The following is a 19,096-nucleotide window of genomic DNA, read 5'->3' as shown; positions in this document are numbered from 1 at the left end:
TATGAAGCGCACCAGCGAAGAAGCTTTCGAAACTGCAATCGAGGTGGTCTTACTGAGCGATGGCTACAGCAAGGTCGATGGCAGGAGCTTCGACCGTGAGCGCGCCATCTTTCCAGCTGAAGCGTTAGCCTTCATTCGCGATACACAACCTCGAGTTTGGGAAAAGCTAGAAGTCCTGCACGGTGTGCAGACAAGCGAGCGCGTATTGGAGTCGTTGACTAAGTGGTTGAATACCCATGGCACGCTAGCTACGTTACGCCATGGCTTCAAGTGTTTTGGCAAAACACTGCGCGTGGCGTTCTTTCGCCCTGCTCATGGTCTTAATGCGGAGCTAGAGGCTCGCTACCAAGCTAACCGTCTGGGTCTAACTCGTCAGCTGCACTTCAGTCCCAAAAGTGAGAAGTCCCTGGATGTCGTGCTGACGGTCAATGGTATTCCAGTTGTGACGCTGGAGCTGAAGAATCCACTCTCAGGGCTGACGGCGTCTGACGCTATTTATCAATATCGCCGCGACCGTGACCAGCGTGACCCTATCTTTGAGTTCGGTAAGCGTACCTTGGTGCATTTTGCGGTAGACACCGAAGAAGCACACATGGCGACGCGCTTGGCGGGCTCCTCCACCCAGTTTTTACCATTCAACCGTGGATCTAATGGGGGGGCGGGTAACCAGCCAGATCCGGCTGGGCGAAATTACAAGACTGCTTATCTATGGGAGGAAGTACTGCAGCGAGACAGCCTGCTGGATCTCTTAGCCCGCTTCCTTCACCTCGATATTCAGGAGAAGGTATCGGATGACGGCAAGAAGGTACGCAAGGAAAATCTGATCTTTCCGCGATATCACCAATTGCAGGCAGTGCGCCAAATAGTGGCATCTGCGGGCAGTAAAGGAGTGGGTCATAACTATCTAATTGAGCATTCGGCGGGCAGCGGTAAGAGCAATACAATCGCTTGGCTAGCGCACCGATTATCCAACATGCACAACGAACGTAACGAGCGCTTGTTCGACAGCGTGGTAGTTATCACTGATCGCGTGGTATTAGATCGCCAGCTCCAAAATACAATTTACCAGTTTGACCATCGTCAGGGAGTGGTACTGAAAATCGATGGAGATTCGCGCCAGCTAGCCGAGGCGTTAGAAACCGGCACCCCAATCATAATCACCACGTTACAAAAGTTTCCTTTTGTCTCGGGCCACCTGGCTAAGCTGAGCGAGGAGCGCGGTGATGGTAACAAGAGTCATCTGCCCACTCGGAAGTACGCAGTCATCATAGACGAGGCCCACAGTTCCCAATCCGGCGAGACTGCCGCTGAGCTGAAGGGCGTCCTCGGCGGCGCTGAGTTGCGTAAAAAGGCACGGGAAATTGCCGCGGATGAGGGCGAAGTTGAGCTGGAGCGTCTGTATCGCTCTATGACCAATCGGAGTCAGCAGCCGAATATAAGTTTCTTTGCTTTCACTGCGACGCCCAAACATAAAACCTTGGCAATGTTCGGCAGAAACGGACATCCTTTTCACCGTTATACGATGAAACAGGCCATTGAAGAGGGCTTTATTGAAGACGTGCTCAAGAATTACGTCACTTATAAGACATATTACAAGCTAATTAAAATGGCCAAGGACGACCCGAGCGTCGAGCGCAAGAAAGCGGCCAAGGCATTAGCTCGCTTTATGCGCTTGCACCCGCACAACATCGGGCAGAAGACAGAAGTAATGGTGGAGCACTTTCAACATTTCACTAGTCATAAAATCGGTGGTCATGCCAAGGCAATGGTGGTTACAGGTTCACGTCTGGAAGCCGTTCGGTATAAGCAAGAGTTCGATCGTTACATCAAGGAAAAAGGCTACCCTATAAAGAGCCTCGTAGCTTTCTCCGGAGCCGTTGAGGACAACAAAATCACTGAGAAAGTTTACCGCGAGGTCGACATGAACGACGGCCTTAAGGAAAAGGATCTGCCTGAGGTGTTCGCGAAACCAGATTTCCGCGTGTTGCTGGTAGCTGAAAAGTATCAGACCGGCTTTGACCAGCCTCTGTTGCATACAATGTATGTGGACAAGCGTCTGGCGGGAGTTCAGGCAGTCCAAACTCTTTCACGTCTGAATCGTACGCATCCGCTCAAAGATGACACTTTCGTGCTTGATTTCATCAACGAACCTGGTGAGATTCAAGAAGCTTTCCGACAGTATTACGAAGGCTCGGTGATGGGGGAACAGGTTGATGCCGACAAACTTTATGAGGTCAAATCTGAACTTGATTCTTCGGGTGTTTATCAGCAGTCAGAGGTAGAAGAGTTCTCAAGTATCTTTTTCGCCCCTAAGCGTAGACAGAGCCTGGGTGATCACAAGGCCATGAATGCACTGTTGGATCGGGCGGTGGCACGCTTTACACATTTGCAAGACAATGAGGAAGAGGAGGCCGAGTTGTGGCATGGCAAGTTACATGCCTTCCGCAATTTGTACAGCTTTTTGAGTCAGGTGATTCCGTATCAGGATAGTGATCTTGAAAAATTGTTTACCTTCCTGCGTCACTTGTCTTTGAAGTTGCCAAAACGTAAGACTGGTGTAGGGTACCAGTTTAACGAGGAAGTTGAGCTAGACTATTACCGTCTGCAGAAGATCAGCGAAGGTTCGATCAGCCTAAACGAGGGGTATGCCAAGCCGCTAGACGGCCCACGTGAAGTAGGTTCAGGCATGGTGCGTGAGGAGAACCTGTCTCTTTCTCGTCTGATTGATTTGATTAATGAAAGATTTGGTGTCGAGTTGAACGACTCTGATCAACTTTTCTTTGATCAAATAACAGAATCTGCAATTGCAATTGAATCTCTTAGGAAAGCCGCTACAGTAAATTCGTTGGGTAAGTTTCAGTTGTTATTTAGAGAGGTGCTTGAATCTCTATTTGTCGAACGAATGGAGCTGAATGAGGAGCTTTTTGTTGGCTATATGAGTAAGCCTGACTTGCAAGATGTAATAGCCCGTTGGTTAGGTAGTAAAGTATACAATCGCCTTTCTTCGTAAGATTGTTTGGTGCAGTAATAAGCCATGTTGTGCTATGCGTGTCTTTAAGTCTTCAGGCTTGCCAAACAGCGCTTATTCGGCTCAGCTGCATATTTTTAATAAATGCTGCATCAGGCTGGTTGAGTGATCGGGATCTTTGCTCGATGTGACTAATCTGCATTATACAAACCGTAACTTAGGAAGTCTCTGAGGTTATTGAGTGCTCATCTGGATTGATGGCTATAAATATAACGTGATATTATTATATCAACATAACTGTCTTTTAATGATTTTGGAAAAATATAGTGGCCAAGTCCATCCAGTCATTATAAAAATACTTTTGAGAGTTGCTGCATAGATGGCTGCCGTTCTCACTCCAGATCCCAGCGCTCAAGGCTGGCTCGGATAGTTGAGCATACGGCATGCGTATGCTTGTCGATTGTTTCACTTAACCCCTCGATCAATTTGGCTTGAACGGGTGTGGAGTCGCCTTCGTTCAGCTTTCTCGCGATCTGGTTCAAATTTCGACCTATAGCAAGCAGCTGGTAATTGGATTCGCCCAATGCCTCGATTTCACTCATGCTGAACTGCGCTTCATTTGTCAGTCCGGCCCGAATTGCATCGATGATCCATCGACGCTGTGAGCATCGTTCAACTTCGGCGCGCTTTAAAAGAGCTGCCTTTTCGGATGGTGTCAGCAGGATCTCAACTCGCACCTTTGGCACTTTATCTGGGGTTGGCTTGGTTTGCTGATACACCTTCGGCTCTAGTGACGCTTCCGCGCTTTCTAGCTGTCTTTCAATCGCTTCTTTGAGAGCCGCACCGGGCTTCTTTCCAATTGACGCGCAGTAGTCAGCCCATGGCTTTTTCAGTGAACCCAAGTACACGTTCAGGTACGGATTTTCTTTTTTCATGGTGGCCGTCCAAAGCAACCAGCGGTAATGCCGCGAGATTTTTTCCAAAGTACGCGCGTACTTTACCGGCGTTTTGCCTATCCTGCACTAGATCTCCATGCGCTTGAGTCCTTGTTCATGAACAAGCTTTGGGCGTCTATTAACCGGCGATCTGCCTATCCTGCATTAGTGCTTCACCGTCTTTCATACATGACCCCGCTTGCATTGCAGTTGATACCGACTGTACTCGTTCAGCCTAGCGGCCTTCCTTGGAGGGCTTGAATGAAGTTGGTAGCTACAGCACGGGCATGATAGAACTCGTCCAACGAAGACTTGAGGGTTGTACGGTTATGTGCGGAAGCGAACGCTGGACTGTGAAGTGTCAGGGTACTGTTGATGGAAGTGGCGACGTTATCGTCGAGTTGCCATTGGAACTACTCGCAAAAATGGGCTTAGCCCTTGGGGACGATTTGGATGTCGAGGTGTTGGATGACGCGATTATCCTCAAGCCAAAACGTCTCATCGACGTTCCATCACGACAACCCCTGATTTGAGCTGACAGCTCCGGAGTCGGTATTTCGCCGGTCTTGCGGCGTCGAGTGGCTCTCTGCCGACCGTGGCGAAGCCCTATGGAAAGACCGGTCAGGTCGGGCTGAGGGATTTATTTCATCGCGGTTGCTACGAACTCATTCAATTCAATCTCACCATTGATGTAGCGCTCGCCCAGGAGCCGCATTGCTTCGGTGACTTCAAATCCCGATTGGTTTAGTGAGGCAGTGGCAAAGCTCACAGCTTTTATCCGCTCACTCCGTTCGGACTCAGTGAGCAGGTGTGTCTCCGGCCGATCATTATTGGTTGAGGGTTCAACTTTGCCTTGCTGTTTGGCTGCGTTTTGATTTTCGAAGGTCATACCTGTCCCTGACGAGCTTGAGAAACTTTGTTCATACACAAAGGAATGGAAGTTGACGACCCTCATGCTGCGGGCGTTGACCAGGCAACAGGATCTTGATGGAAGCCTTGGTATACATGAAATCGTACAGTAGCCAAAGTACCAAGGTTCTTGCTGGATGTGGTGTCAAGGGCGGCACCGGAGGCCGCATGCGGAGCGGAGCCGAAGGCGAGCACCGAACGGGCGAGGATGCCGGGCGTAGCCGTACCCTTGACTCCATAGGAAGCGCTCAGCCTATCGCCAGGGGTAGGTCAAGGGCTCCGCCCGCCGTGCCTGCCCCGCAGCCAGTCCGGCAAGTTCGGACACGGGATGCAACCGAAGGGGTTGCCCAAGCAGGGCGCGGAGCTTCAAGGCTGATGTTCAAACATTCCAATCGTTTGGATTTCTGATCCGTGTCTGCGTGTCCCCTGATGACTCGCTGGGGAGAACATCCGTTAGACTAGCGGTTCTTCAAGGAAGCTTTTCAAAGGAGTGAACCGGTGCAAACCAATCAAACCGTCAGTTGCCCACATTGCATGAACGACGTCCCGTGGGGCGCCTCAGTTTGTAGAGGCTGTCATGCGGAAATTGCCTATGGCACGCCTGGGGCAATCACCATCTTTTTCATTGTCGTTTCAGTGGCGGCAGGTTGGTATGCGGCGAAGCTCGTTCATGATCACCTCTCCACCAATTCGACATTCCTCTGGATTGTGTTCGGGGTCGTACTGGTGCTGGTAGGCATTCTGTCCATCAAGATCTGTAAACGTCTTTACAAAGGTAAGACTTGGTTTCGAAGGATTTATCGGACCAAGTGATCGTCCGGTCTTGAGCGTTTGTGTACGCAAATACCATCAATGCGTACACGCTGAAACTGTCTTGTTTTTGCCGTTAAGTAATTAAATTCTATGGGTTAACGTTCTTTCGTAACCCATCCCCCCGCCCTTCCCGCAAGCGGGAAGGGAGCGAGTCGCCCTCTGTCGTCAAGGGTGCAGGGGAGGCCTCCGGCCTTGATCCCCTACACCCGTGACGTGAGCGTGGGTCGCTTCTGCCGCATCAAGGGGCCGGGTCCTCGTCGCTTCGCTCCTGCGGGCCGCACCAACCCCTTGACCCGTCATCCGCTTGTTGAAGTTGCTCAAAAAAAGACCTCGCCGAAGCGAGGTCTGATGAACTTTGATTCAGGCCTAGCGGTTCACTTTTCCCCCTGTCGCATTGCCCCAGTTTTTGCCCATGTTCTGCATGACGTGCTGTCGGTACGCGGGGTTCCAGGCTGTGTTACCAGCCGCAAGATGGTTCAGTCGTCCAGCGGTGACCATTTGCCCCGACTGCATGTCGCGGCGTGTGGACTGTCGGTTAAGCCCTTTGGTGATCGGTGAAGCGGCACCGCTTGCGATTCCGCGTAGGGTGAGTCCTGCACTTGATAACCCGCCTGCAAGGCTCCCAGCAACAGCGTTGGCTTGCTGCAACATGTACAACACCACGACCGTCACCACCAGAAGTTCCAGAAATGTGGAGATGGGGTAGTCAGCGGGTGTTGCGAGTATGTCGCTGGTCAGCGACGAGAAAAATTTGATCCCGAAGCTGAGCACTGTGAGCACCAGCGCGATTTGCAGAATGTATGTGATGACCTGGGCGAACCAGCTATCGAACCATTTGGATGTGAACTGCCCGAACAACAGCATCATGATAAAAATTGGGCCGATGCCCAGCATGATCGACAACATTCCCTTTGCAACGATGATCATGGCCCCTGCTGGAACCGCGATGACGAGTGTCGCCGCGTAGACGATGATGGCAGTCAGCAAATCAAAAAAGATCATGCCCACTTCATGCCAGGCGCGCGTTCCCATCTTCGCTAGAATATCGGCGCCTATCGCCCAGCCGTCGGACATTGCCTTGTCCACTACCTGAAATACAGATGTTGAGGCCGTTGAATCGCCTGTTGCTGAAAAGGCAGATGCTACCCCCGTTTCCAAGCCATTTAGTGCCTCCACTACCCACGACATGTACGTGTCCGCGTTCATTGCCAGTCCGCTGATAAGCAGAAATTTTCCACAGGTCTTGAGGAGGTGGGACGCGGGTTGCTCGATTGTGCCAATGATCATCATGAATCCGATCATGGTCAGGTAGAGCGTTCCGCACAGCGTTATCGTCAGTGAAAAGTCATTGATGACTTGGCTGGAAGTGATGCGTATGAACGTCTGGAGCGTTTGGTCCATGCTCCCCGCGATCCATTCAAATATTCCGGTCGTGGTGGTCATTCTATTTTCCCTGAGAAGAAAAATTGACCGGTTCGCGCTGTTTGTAACCACGCAGCTCCAGCGTTATGGCATTCGCGGCAGATGATGCGTTGATGCAGTTCGCAGAGATCGATAGCTCTCCAGGGTTGGCTTTGCACCTCTCTAGCATTTTCAACCGCTCAGATGGATTGGCCTTGTACCAGTCAACGGTTTGAACCGGTTCTTGTTGTCCGCAGCCCGTGAGAATTGAAGCAGCGATGAGCAGTAGAGCAGGGACCTTGTTCATTTCTTCACCACCTGGCCGATGCTGCTTGGTTCCGTGCTTACGGCTTTCGGGCTGTGATTGCTCAATACATTCAGCTCTGCTTGATCAATGATCCGTAGCGCCGCGACCGTGCGGAGAACGCTTTCCCGCGTTTCCGCCCAGTTGCCTGCGAGGCGTTCAAGGGTCTTGTTTAGAACGCCTATGCAGGTGCATACGCAGCACACCGAGAGCAGTGCAGCGAAACCTGAAGGAATGGGGGCTGACTGCCGGGGAAGCGTTATTTCAAACCAATCAATCGCCGCCATTGCGAATGGCACCATCGCAAGCACTGCGGCTATTAGGTCCCGGTGCAGTAACGACGGTGCCCGTGTCGAAACCTCTTTCATGTATCCGAGGTGGTCCACGCAGACCCAGTATCGGCGGATGGAGATGAGAACGAACGTGCAGAAGGTGAGAATCGGTAGGTAAAGGTACGAAATCATTGTGTTGCTCCTTGGAGTAGGGGCGAACGCAGAGCTGTCTTTCCAGCCGTCCGGCGACTCTTTTTATCGAGCTACTTTTCTCGCCAGTCAGGGCTTGTTTAAGGCCCGTATCCAGTGAGCCTTTGCGGCGCTCTTGGGATGTGGTCTATACGGCGCGTCTTTCCGCTGCTTGTCCGGTGGCTCTTTCTATCGAGCTACTGTTCCCACCTGTCAGGGACTTTCTTTTCGGTCCCAGCACCCTGCACGCTTAGGCGTTCTTGGGGTATAAATTAGCTGCGTTCATTGGTTGACGCTTTGGTTTCAAAATCAAGACCAAGACTTTCGGTCAATCATGATCTGGTCAGCAATATACGGAATGTTTGCGAGCTCATCTAATGCCATTTCTACTGTCCTGAACCAGTAGGGGCGATTCTCTTCATCGATGACAGTGTGATCTATTACACCGTCGGAGACACTGAGTGCAAAGCCGTTTTTGTAGTGCGCTCTGAGGATGACTTGTATATCGCCTGTTCTGTCTAGGCTGTCGCAATAGCTTTCAAGCTGCTTAAAATGGAGTGACATAGCTCTGTCCTTTCAATGCTGTTCGTTTAGTTTGTGGCTTTAATTGTCGATGGCTACAGAGGTCGTATCGTATTCCTAGTTAATAACTTCAAAGCATTAATGTGTTCTTGTTTGCTTTCGTGGCTCATCAGTAATGGTTTGTCGATACTGTCCGTTATTAAGCTTGGATCGGTTGCTGGTTTTAACTTGCTCGGTTTCGCGAGAGGGCAAAAATTTCCATTCAAGTAGTTTTTCTTCAATCCATAAAACCATCGCTGTGGGGTTGTCGTGATTTTTCCAGATTTCAGTGCTTCCGAAAGCTCATCAAGAAGTACTTGATGGTCATACCTAGGAATGTCCTCCAAGAGTTGAACGATCCATGCGCGATCTCCTTTCTTTAACAGCTTAGGCAGGCGCAGCTCGTCATTTGTTGTTTGTAGTAGTTCTTTTTGGGGTTCTCTTGTTAGTTCTTGGTGTGTCACTGCTGTGTCATTCCCCCCGTGACACTCTGGTGTCTGGGGCTGGGGTGTCGTGGGTGACATCCCCCCGGTGACAGCGGTGTCAGTGGTGCCTAAGCCTTTTACGACAGGAAGCGCTATGCAATATACATTCGCCGTTTGTCCCCCATCGCCACGATACTTTTTCTGAATGGTTATAAGGCCGGCTCTTTCAAATTCCTTCAGTTGACGTTGCACGGTTCTGGAGGAAATTCCGCAAAACTCGGCTAGAGTCCGCACTCTTGGCCAACACATTCCTTTTTCATCCGCATGTTTAGCTACTGCCATCATTACAAGCTTCGCGGTAGGGGAGCCGAACGTGTGTGTCCAGACCCAGTCATAGGCTTTGTAGCTCATTGCAGTTTGTCCTGGGGACTTACCTCAGAGTCTAAGTTGAGCGCATCATTGATCTGCATTGTCCTGAAATATACACGACGGCCGATTCGGATCATTGCTGGCTTGAGCTTGCGGGAAATGTCGCTGTCGGAATAAAGAGAGACTCTCACTCCGTCAGGAGAACGCCCTAGTAAATTGGCAATATCTAGAATGCTCATTAAGGGTCCGAAACGGTTAAGTAAATACTCTTCGGTCGTCATGTGTAAGCTCGCAGTGTTTGGTGAAGGTCTGCGAATTCTTGAGTGGGATTGCCGTATTGTCAAACTGGCTAGTGTGCTGAAATTACCAATATGTAGTATTTTGGTTCAAGGTTTTGTATGTCTTGGTAGCTTCGGATTAGCTATCTTGGTTTTAAAGTTGGGTGGTGAAACTCTGATGATGTCTATATGTATCTGATGGTTGTTGGTGTTTTGTTGTTTTTGGTTGTGCGACTATGAAAATAGTCGCATTTATATCAAGTTTTTTTGGGCGGATTAGTCATCTTGAGATCTTGTCCAGCTTTTCAACCAGATCTTCAGCCCGAAGGTGGGTATATCGCTTGAGCATTTGCATTGATTTATGACCACTGATGGCCGACACCTCTTGATCAGATAACCCGCCTTCGACAAGTCGACTCACTGCCTCATGGCGCAGATCGTGAAACCTGAAATCAGGCAGATCAAGCTTCTTCTTCAACTGCCCCCATATTTTCGTGAAGGTATACGGCCGACGCTTCCCATCCTTCCCTGGCTCACCGAAAAACACCAGATTGCAGTCGATTGGTCGCACCGGGTTATCCATCGCAGCTTTGAATACCTCAGTCGCGCGCTTGCTCAGTGGAACGGTTCGGGAACCGTCGTTCTTTGTGTCTGAGAGACGTATGACGCGCTTTGCCAAATCCACTTGAGGTCGACGTAGGGAAGAGATCTCAGAGGAGCGCATGCCCGTTTCCAGAGCGATGCAAACAATCCAGCCCAGCATAGGGTTGCTGTGTCGATTCACGGCCGCGAGCAAAAGGCGTTCTTCCTCCGGCGATAATCTTCGGTCACGACCATCCCCAGGGCTCGGCTTGCGGATGTTCAGCACTGGGTTGAACGTAAGACCCAACCCCCATTCCTGAATCGCTACCGTGTACAGGTGGCTCAATAGCGCAAGTTCGAGGCGCACGGTGTTGTTGCTGATGGTCCCACCACGGCTGGGTTCGTTTAGGCGCTTGTCACGATAACCAGCGATGATTTCAGCGGAGAGGGCGGCCAGTGAGTATTTGCCCAGGTGTTCGATGAGCTTCTTGGCTTTCGAGGTTTCGCCACGCTGAGTGGTGGGCTTCTTGGTGGGGGTTATGTCGCTCAGGTAGCGCTTGAGTGCAGCCTCTAGCGTCATTTTCTCCGAGCCGCTACGCCGGATGTACACGCCACGCACCATTTCTTCTTCGGTACGCCTCGACCAGTCCTCCGCATCACGCTTTGTGCGGAAGGTTTTGGCGACAGTGGGCCAGCCATTTTTACGAATGAGCGCCTTCCAGGTGCCGGAAGGTGTTTTGACGAGAGTAGCCATGAGAGGGGGCTCCTAGGCGGCTGGCGAACCAGCACTGTACCTAAATTGTACCCTTGGACCATAGGACTGTATCTGCGATGGACCAGCCAGAAACGCGAAAGCCGCGCAATGCGCGGCTTTGGAGTTGGTGGGCCCACACGGACTTGAACCGTGGACCAAAGGATTATGAGTCCTCTGCTCTGACCAACTGAGCTATAGGCCCTGTAACAGGTCGCGGATTATAGCGATGGTTTCTCCGCTGTGCTATCCGAAAAATCCTCAAGGCTCATACGAAGGAAGGTAGCGGCAAACAGCTCGGGCGGCAGGGGCAGGCTGACGATGTAGCCTTGCATCTGCTCGCAGCCTTCTGCGGCCAGGAAGGCTTGCTGGGCGGGGTTCTCCACGCCTTCGGCGATGATGGTGAATTGCATGCTGTGGCCCAGGGCGATGATGGCTCGTACGATGGCGGCGTCGTGGGGGTCGTCGGGCAGGCCGCGCACGAAGGATTGGTCGATCTTCAGGAAGTCCAGCGGCAGGCGCTTGAGGTAGCTGAGGGATGAGTAGCCGGTGCCAAAATCATCGATAGCCAGTTGCACACCCAGGCGCTTGAGCTGGTGCAGCACCTCCAGGGCCTCCTCGGCCTGGCTCATGATGAAGTTTTCGGTGATCTCCAATTGCAGGTTGCCGGGGTCGAGGCGGTAGTCGCGCAGCAATTGCTCGATGCGTGCCAGCAAGCCGGGGTGACGCAGTTGTGCGCCGGCGAGGTTGACCGACAGCGGGCCGAAATCATCGAAGGCCTCTCTCCAGGCGGACATTTGGCGACAGGCTTGCTCCAGCACCCAGTCGCCAATCTGCAGGATCATGCCGTTCTCTTCGGCCAGGGCAATGAAATGCTCGGGAGGCACTTCGCCAAAGGTCGGGTGATGCCAGCGGATCAGGGCTTCGGCGCCGATCAATTCCTGAGTCAGCAGGCTCTGTTTGGGCTGGTAGTAGAGGCTCAGTTCCTCGCGCTCGATCGCGCGGCGCAGTTCATGCTCCAGCGCCACGCGCTCATTGGCCTGGGCCGTGAGGTCGCGGGTGTAGCTTTCGACCCGGTTGCGACCCTTGGCCTTGGAGCGGTACATCGCCGCGTCGGCGTTCTTGACCAGGGTGGCGACGTCGGTGCCGTCCTGGGGGTAAAGGCTGGTGCCGATACTGGCGCTGATAAAGAACTCGTGCTCGCCGGCCTGGAACGGTGGGGTGAAGCACGCCAGCAGCTTATTGGCCAGGTGTTCGGCGTCGCTGGCGTGTTGCAGGCCCGGCAGCAGGATGATGAATTCGTCGCCGCCCAGGCGGGCCACCGTGTCGATGTCGCGCAATTGCTCCTTGAGGCGCACGGCGATGTCCTTGAGCAACAGGTCGCCGATGGGATGGCCGAGGCTGTCGTTGATGTGTTTGAAGCGGTCCAGGTCCAGAAACAGCACGGCACCCTGTTTACCGGTTTCCTGATGGCCGTTGAGGGCGGCCTGCAAGCGGCTTTCGAACAGCGTGCGGTTGGGCAGGCCGGTCAGTGGGTCGTGGTGGGCCTGGTAGTCGAGACGGGCCTGGGCCAGTTTGAGGCTGGAAATATCGGCGAACACCGCAACAAAGTGGGTGATCAACTGGTCGCGGTTGCGCACGGCACTGATCGTCAGCCAGCTGGGGTACAGCTCGCCATTCTTGCGACGGTTGGAGATCTCGCCCTGCCAATGCCCCTGAGCCGTCAGTTGGTGCCACATCGCGGCGTAGAACGCGCTGTCGTGCAGGCCGGACGCGAGCAGGCGCGGGGTGTGGCCGAGGGCCTCGACTTCGCTGTAGCCGGTGATTTCGGTGAATGCGCGGTTCACGGCACTGATGTTCTGGCGGGTGTCGGTGATCAGCACGCCCTCGGCCGTGCTCTCGAACACAGTGGCGGCTTGCTGGAGTTTTTCCTGCATTAGCTGGCGGTCGGTGATGTCGCGGGCGATGGTGAGCATGCAATCTTCATCGCCGATGGGTAGCGGGCGACTGGACAGCTCGCACAGGCGAATCAGGCCGTCGGCGCGCCGGATATGGCAGATGAAGTCGCGTACGAAACCGTCGCGCTGCATCAGCTCCAGCATATGCTTGCGTTCGTTGAGGTCGACCCAGATACCCAGGTCGAGCGTGGACTGGTCCAGGGAAGTTGCGCTGGTGAACCCGGTGAGGCGGCTGAAGCCTTCGTTCACTTCAATCAGCAGCCCATCGCGCTGGCGGCTGAGCAGCAAGCCGTCGGGCGAGGCATGGAACGCCTTGGCGAACTTCTCTTCGGAGGTCTGCAGTTGTTGCTGGGTTTCCTTGAGTTGGGTGATGTCGCGTACCACCACCACCAGGGCTTCGGTGGTGTCGAGTTGGAACGGTTCGGCCGAGATCAGCCCGATGAAGGCCTGGCCGTTGCTGCGTAAAAAGGGCATTTCCAGGTTGCGAATGCTGGTGGTCTGCACCCGTTGCAGCAGGTCGGGACCGACCCCCTGGATGCCCCAGATATTCAGCTCGGTGGCGGTTTTGCCGACAACGTCGGCAGCGCTCAGGCCGATCTGGTCCTCAAAGGCCTTGTTGACCTCCAGCAGGCAGCCATCCGACAGCCGTGCGATCACCAGGATGTCCGGGCATTGCTGGAACACTGAGGCGAATTTCTGCTCGGACAGCTGCAGTGCTTCCTCGGTGCGCTTGGCTTCGCTGATGTCGATCATCAAGCCACGCAGTACCGGCTCATGCCCGTGCTCGATCAGGCTGACAATATCCCGCACCCATAGGCAGCGGCCATCAGCGGTGATGACGCGATAATCCAGGCTGTGGTCGCGGTTGGCGCGGGTTTCGCGGTAGCAGTAGGCTTCGGCGCGCGTCAGGTCGGCGGGGTGGATGATGTTGCGCCAGAAGCCCGGGATCAGCCAGTGCGCCCGCGGGTAGCCCAGCAGTTCCTCGGCGTGGGGGGAAACGTAGCTGTAGGTGAAATCAGTGATGCTGGCTTCCCAGGCGATGGCGGACAGGCTCTCCACCAGGCCGCGATAGTGGTATTCGCTGCTGCGCAGTTCCTGCTCAAGGGCCACGCGGCGGGAAATTTCCGAACTGAGCCGACGATTGATCCGAATCACGATGGCCAGCACAGTGCTCAGCAGTAATACGGCTGGCAGGCCGTACAGCAGCAGGTCCGCCCAGAACGTACGGTGATCGGTAAAACTGCCTACCCAGTGCTGCTGGATGGCATCGGTTTCATCCGAACTGAGGTCGGCGAGGACTTTGTCCAGAATGCCCACCAGCATTTTCCCGTCCCGTGGCACGCCCATCGCCAGTTGATAGCGGTAGGGCGTTTCTCCGCTGACATATAAACCGTCGAGCTTGAGCTGACGCAGGCTCCAGACGCTGGAAGCCAGGTCGCCCACCACCGCGTCCACTTCGTCCGTGGCCAGGGCTTGCAGGGTGGAGCTGACATTAGGCATGGCCACCAGGTTGAGGTCGGGGTGGTGAGTGCGCAGCAATTCGTGGGGGGCGTAGTTCTCCACCACGGCGATCTTGAGCCCGTACAGGTCCTTGAGGTTGCGCGGTTTCGCGCCGCCTTCATGGGCGAGGATGACGATGGGGAAGTCCAGGTACGGGCGCGTAAACGCCAGGTAGCTCTGGCGCTCCGGGGTGGACATGATACCGGGTAGCAAATCCAGCTGGTTGTTTTTGGCCTGCTCCAGCACAGCGGTCCAGTTTGCCGGCTCGATCAGCTTGATCCTGACGCCCAAGCGGTCCTGTATCAGGCGCACATAGTCAGCCGCCAAACCTTGGTAGCGGCCATTTTCGTCGCGGTATTCAAACGGTGGCCAGGACGCGTCCACGCCCAGGCGCAGCTCCTGATGGTCCGCCAACCAGCCACGCTCATCATCAGTAAGAGTCAACGCGCCAGCCGTTGCGGTCCAGGTCAGCAGCGACAGCAGTAACACAGTCGGCAATCTGGGCATAACGGTCTCGTTATGGCACGGGGAATGTTTCGAGTGTAGACGGGCATTGCGGGAGGGAGGTGCTGCGAAGGATTTTATCGATACAAAACAAAACCCCCGGCCTGGGCCGGGGGTTCTGGTATCACTCGTCGAGGAAGGAGCGCAGATGCTCGCTTCGCGTCGGGTGGCGCAACTTGCGCAGCGCTTTGGCTTCGATCTGACGGATCCGCTCGCGGGTCACGTCAAACTGCTTACCGACTTCCTCAAGGGTGTGGTCGGTATTCATGTCGATGCCGAAACGCATGCGCAGTACCTTGGCTTCACGGGCAGTGAGGCCGGACAGTACGTCGCGGGTCGCTTCTTTCAAGCTCTCAACGGTGGCGACATCGATTGGCGACTGCATGGTCGAGTCTTCGATGAAGTCACCCAGATGGGAGTCTTCATCATCACCGATCGGGGTTTCCATGGAGATCGGCTCTTTAGCGATCTTCAATACCTTGCGGATCTTGTCCTCAGGCATTTCCATGCGTTCGCCCAGCTCTTCCGGAGTCGGTTCGCGACCCATTTCCTGCAACATCTGCCGGGAAATACGGTTGAGCTTGTTGATCGTCTCGATCATGTGCACCGGAATACGGATGGTGCGGGCCTGGTCGGCGATCGAGCGAGTGATCGCCTGACGGATCCACCAGGTGGCATAGGTCGAGAACTTGTAGCCACGACGGTATTCGAACTTGTCCACAGCCTTCATCAAGCCGATGTTGCCTTCCTGGATCAGGTCGAGGAATTGCAGGCCACGGTTGGTGTACTTCTTGGCGATGGAGATCACCAGACGCAAGTTCGCTTCAACCATCTCTTTCTTCGCGCGGCGGGCCTTGGCCTCACCGATCGACATGCGACGGTTGATGTCCTTGATCTCGGCAATCGTCAGACCGGTTTCGGTCTCAAGTGCAGTCAGCTTCTGCTGGCAACGGATGATATCCGGTTGCAGGCGGCCGATGGCTTCGGCGTATTTCGCCTTGCCCTTGGCCAGTGCGTCGGACCAGCTTTCGTCAACTTCGTTGCCCGGGAACTGGCGCAGGAAATCGGCACGCGGCATGCGCGCATCGCGGACACAGAGCTGCATGATCGCACGCTCTTGTGCACGCAGACGCTCAAGGGCGCTGCGAACGCGCTCAACCAGGCCTTCGAATTGCTTGGGCACCAGCTTGATCGGCATGAACAGCTCAGCCAGGGCCAACAGCTCGGCGATTGCCTGCTTGTTGGTGCGGCCGTGCTTCTTCAGCGCCTTGCGGGTGACTTCCATCTGATCGGACACCGCACCGAAACGCTGGGCTGCGATGATCGGGTCCGGACCGCTTTCGACTTCTTCTTCGTCGTCGCTGCTGGCTTCAGCATCGTCGTCATCGGAATCGTCGTCAGCTTTCGCAGCTTTCGCATCGACAGGCGGCGGTACTTCGGCGGCAGGCGGGGCAATGCCGTCGTCCGGGTCGATATAACCGCTCAAGACGTCGGACAGGCGGCCACCTTCGGTGGTCACGCGGTTGTACTCGGAGAGAATGTGGTCAACCGTGCCAGGGAAGTGCGCGATTGCGCCCATCACTTCACGGATGCCCTCTTCGATACGCTTGGCGATTTCGATTTCGCCTTCGCGAGTCAGCAGCTCGACCGTGCCCATTTCACGCATGTACATGCGCACAGGGTCAGTCGTACGGCCGATATCGGTCTCCACCGCAGCCAACGCGGCGGCAGCTTCTTCAGCGGCGGCTTCGTCGGTATCGGCGTCAGCCAGCATAAGGGAATCCTTATCTGGCGCAGCTTCGAATACGTTGATCCCCATGTCGTTGATCATGCGGATGATGTCTTCCACCTGCTCTGGATCTGAAATATCCTCAGGCAGGTGGTCGTTGACCTCCGCGTAAGTCAGGTAACCCTGCTCACGACCGAGAACGATCAACTCTTTGATACGAGACTGCTGTTGCGCTTTTCCGGACATAACACCCTATCCACTGAAGGTCTTGGCGGGCAAAAAACAAGCCGAGGATTATACCCGAGCTATGACCTCACACGCCAGCTGAGGTCGGGTTTGATGCGGAAACATTCTGTTTTAAGAGGTCGCGCATCTGTTTTGCTATCTGAATTTGCTCTTCAGCCGACAATCCCGGCTGCCTTGCTCTCTTGATGAGTTCGTCGAGGGTCTGCGTGTGCTGACCCGCGGATAACCTAGTAATGGTGTCTAAAAACTGTTGTTCAAGGTTTTCGCCGTCAATTAGCCACTCCTTTTCCGCAAGCGCCTTCAGAAGGCGGCCCTGTTCGGTGCCGTGCCAGCGCGCCATCAATTGAATTGAGTTTAGCTTAGGATTTTTCTGTACCGCCTCGATCAGCGCGATCAGCACCTGGGCGTAAGTGTTGCTTGCGTTGGCAAAGTGATCGGCGCTTTCGACCTTTTCCGCCAGTTGCGGGTGGTGGATGAGTGTGCGCAGCGCGATCAGTGTAGGCGCTTCTACGGCAACGGGCGTGCGCGGTGCGTAGGCTTCATCGCGGTCGCCTCGCTTGCCGTTCTTGCTCCACGGTTTCTTGTCCCATTTCTTGCCGTCGCCACCCGACTTTTTCGGTGTCCACTCCTGCTGGGGCGCGTAGGCCTCCTGCGGTTGGTGGAAGTCCGAATAGTCCGGCATGGCGTCGTAATCCATGCCGGGGTCGTAGGCCGGTGGCGGTGCGTCGTGTGGTGCACTGTGCACCAGTTGGCTGACCGCTTCGCCGCTCAACCCGGTGATTTCCTGTAGGCGCATGCGCATCAGCGATTTCAGGTTGGCGCCGGGGACTTTGTCGATCAGCGGCGCCGCGAGCGTGGCCATATGGGCCTTACCCTCGAGGGAGCGGGGGTCGGCTTCTTCGGTCAGCTGCTGGAAGAAATAGTCCGCCAGCGGCTGCGCATGTTGATTGATGCGCGCGCGGAACGCGTCGGTGCCTTCGGAGCGCACCAGGGTGTCCGGGTCTTCGCCTTCGGGCAGGAACAGGAAGCGCGCGCGGCGCCCGTCCTGCAGGCTCGACAGTGTTGCCTCCAGGGCACGCCAGGCGGCATTGCGGCCCGCCTGGTCGCCGTCAAAGCAAAACAGCACGCTGGGCACCACGCGAAACAGGCGCTTCATGTGTTCTTCGCTGGTCGCGGTACCCAAGGTCGCGACGGCATTGCGCAGGCCCTGTTGGGCGAGCGCGATCACGTCCATATAGCCTTCAACCACGATGATTTCGTCGAGGTTGCGATTGTTCTTGCGCGCCTCGAACAGGCCGTAGAGTTCCTGGCCTTTGTGGAACACCGGTGTTTCCGGGGAGTTCAGGTACTTGGGTTTGTCGTCCCCCAGTACCCGGCCACCAAAAGCGATGATGCGGCCCCGGCTGTCGCGGATCGGGAACATCACCCGGTCGCGGAAGCGGTCATAGCGCTTGCCGGTCTCGGCGTTTTCCACCAGCAAGCCGGCATCGATCATGGCTTTTTGCTGGAGAGTGTCACTGCTCAGGTGCTTGTACAGGTTGTCCCAGCCAGGCGGGGCGAACCCCAGGCCAAAGTCGCGGGCGATTTCACCGGTAAGGCCGCGGCCCTTGAGGTAGTCGACGGCGGCCTTGCGCTGCGGATGGCTTTTAAGCGCCTGACGGTAAAACTCGGCAGCGGCAGTCAGCAGCGGGTACAGCGGCGAATCGGTGGGCTGACGCGGTTTGTGCGAGCGCCCGCTTTCTTCGCGAGGGACTTCCATGCCGGCGGCTTTTGCCAGGTCCTCGATCGCCTGGGGGAAGTCCAGGTTGTCGTGGTCCATGAGAAAGCCCAGGGCGTTGCCGCCCGCGCCGCAGCCGAAGCAGTAATAGAACTGCTTGTCGGGGCTGACGCTGAAGGATGGAGTCTTTTCTTTATGGAATGGGCAGCAGGCAGTGTAGTTCTTGCCGGCTTTTTTCAGTTGCACGCGCGAGCTGACAACATCGACGATGTCGGTGCGGTTCAGAAGGTCGTCAATAAAGCTCTGGGGAATCAGCCCGGCCATGGCGTTCTCGTCATCACTGCGTGTCAATGAGGGCCCATCAAATGCTCAAGCGCGCGTATTGCGTAGCTCGATCATCAGTTGTCTGCGTGGGCATTCAGGAAGTGTATCTGCCGTTCATTCACTGACGTTAGTTTCAATCAGGTTTTTGGCATGGAAATGTTGCCCCGGCGTCCGGTCTTGGCCAATGCGGCCTCGGAAGCTCATCGTCGGGCACAGTCGATACAGTTGATCGTCTGTTTGAAGAATAAGTGTGCTCGTCAGTAGCCTTGATAGGCTCGTCAGAAGAGACGTGCACCGCTGGCAAAAGAGCCAGTCCTGACGTGTGAAGCAGTTGTCTCGGTCGCATGTGCGGCGTCAACAG

At 55.0% G+C, this 19,096-nt stretch carries 14 protein-coding genes and 1 tRNA gene; 2 read left to right on the top strand and 13 right to left on the bottom strand.

Features of this window, described 5'->3' with window-relative positions:
• Position 1 precedes the first annotated feature (1 nt).
• Positions 2-3,010, top strand: coding sequence for a type I restriction endonuclease subunit R (locus tag ACVWVP_RS00310; RefSeq protein WP_457404121.1), 3,009 nt, complete (start codon positions 2-4; stop codon positions 3,008-3,010).
• A 350-nt stretch (positions 3,011-3,360) separates the two neighbouring features.
• Here the strand turns inward: ACVWVP_RS00310 and mobC are convergent, their stop codons facing one another.
• Together mobC and ACVWVP_RS00300 are read right to left on the bottom strand one after the other, a co-directional pair.
• Positions 3,361-3,903 carry a plasmid mobilization relaxosome protein MobC gene (mobC, locus tag ACVWVP_RS00305; RefSeq protein WP_457404119.1) on the bottom strand — a complete coding sequence of 181 codons (543 nt, stop codon included), beginning with the start codon at positions 3,901-3,903 and terminating at the stop codon, positions 3,361-3,363.
• A gap of 640 nt (positions 3,904-4,543) precedes the next feature.
• Positions 4,544-4,792 carry an antitoxin VbhA family protein gene (locus ACVWVP_RS00300; RefSeq protein WP_457404117.1) on the bottom strand — a complete coding sequence of 83 codons (249 nt, stop codon included), beginning with the start codon at positions 4,790-4,792 and terminating at the stop codon, positions 4,544-4,546.
• Positions 4,793-5,310: 518 nt separating this feature from the next.
• Here ACVWVP_RS00300 and ACVWVP_RS00295 point away from each other — a divergent pair.
• Positions 5,311-5,625: a hypothetical protein gene (locus ACVWVP_RS00295; protein WP_457404115.1), complete on the top strand. Its 315-nt coding sequence runs from the start codon at positions 5,311-5,313 to the stop codon at positions 5,623-5,625.
• A gap of 366 nt (positions 5,626-5,991) precedes the next feature.
• On the opposite strand, the gene ACVWVP_RS00290 is transcribed toward ACVWVP_RS00295, so the two are convergent.
• The 11 genes from ACVWVP_RS00290 to dnaG form a co-directional block, all read right to left on the bottom strand.
• Entirely contained in the window at positions 5,992-7,068 is a 1,077-nt protein-coding gene (locus ACVWVP_RS00290) for a type IV secretion system protein (protein WP_457404112.1), read from the bottom strand.
• 1 nt (position 7,069) lies between these two features.
• Entirely contained in the window at positions 7,070-7,333 is a 264-nt protein-coding gene (locus ACVWVP_RS00285; protein ID WP_457404110.1) for an EexN family lipoprotein, read from the bottom strand.
• Complete coding sequence (locus ACVWVP_RS00280; RefSeq protein ID WP_457404108.1) at positions 7,330-7,794, bottom strand: hypothetical protein; 465 nt, start codon at positions 7,792-7,794, stop codon at positions 7,330-7,332. The genes ACVWVP_RS00285 and ACVWVP_RS00280 overlap by 4 nt, the downstream gene beginning before the upstream one ends.
• Before the next feature lie 306 nt (positions 7,795-8,100).
• Positions 8,101-8,355 carry a hypothetical protein gene (locus tag ACVWVP_RS00275; protein ID WP_457404106.1) on the bottom strand — a complete coding sequence of 85 codons (255 nt, stop codon included), beginning with the start codon at positions 8,353-8,355 and terminating at the stop codon, positions 8,101-8,103.
• A 53-nt stretch (positions 8,356-8,408) separates the two neighbouring features.
• A complete protein-coding gene (locus ACVWVP_RS00270) occupies positions 8,409-9,188 on the bottom strand; it encodes a helix-turn-helix domain-containing protein (protein ID WP_457404104.1) in 780 nt (259 codons plus the stop codon).
• Complete coding sequence (locus ACVWVP_RS00265; RefSeq protein WP_457404103.1) at positions 9,185-9,427, bottom strand: plasmid-related protein; 243 nt, start codon at positions 9,425-9,427, stop codon at positions 9,185-9,187. Before ACVWVP_RS00265 ends, ACVWVP_RS00270 begins: the two co-directional genes overlap by 4 nt.
• Positions 9,428-9,704: 277 nt before the next feature.
• Positions 9,705-10,760, bottom strand: coding sequence for a site-specific integrase (locus ACVWVP_RS00260; RefSeq protein WP_350614369.1), 1,056 nt, complete (start codon positions 10,758-10,760; stop codon positions 9,705-9,707).
• A gap of 125 nt (positions 10,761-10,885) precedes the next feature.
• A tRNA-Ile gene (locus tag ACVWVP_RS00255) sits at positions 10,886-10,962 on the bottom strand.
• Positions 10,963-10,978: 16 nt separating this feature from the next.
• Entirely contained in the window at positions 10,979-14,722 is a 3,744-nt protein-coding gene (locus tag ACVWVP_RS00250) for an EAL domain-containing protein (RefSeq protein ID WP_457404101.1), read from the bottom strand.
• 121 nt (positions 14,723-14,843) lie between these two features.
• Complete coding sequence (gene rpoD, locus ACVWVP_RS00245; protein WP_178920231.1) at positions 14,844-16,694, bottom strand: RNA polymerase sigma factor RpoD; 1,851 nt, start codon at positions 16,692-16,694, stop codon at positions 14,844-14,846.
• Positions 16,695-16,761: 67 nt separating this feature from the next.
• Positions 16,762-18,735 carry a DNA primase gene (gene dnaG, locus ACVWVP_RS00240; protein ID WP_457404485.1) on the bottom strand — a complete coding sequence of 658 codons (1,974 nt, stop codon included), beginning with the start codon at positions 18,733-18,735 and terminating at the stop codon, positions 16,762-16,764.
• Positions 18,736-19,096: the final 361 nt, after the last annotated feature.

The organism is Pseudomonas sp. TE24901, assembly GCF_054058375.1.
This window is presented reverse-complemented; position numbering and strand designations above follow the sequence as displayed.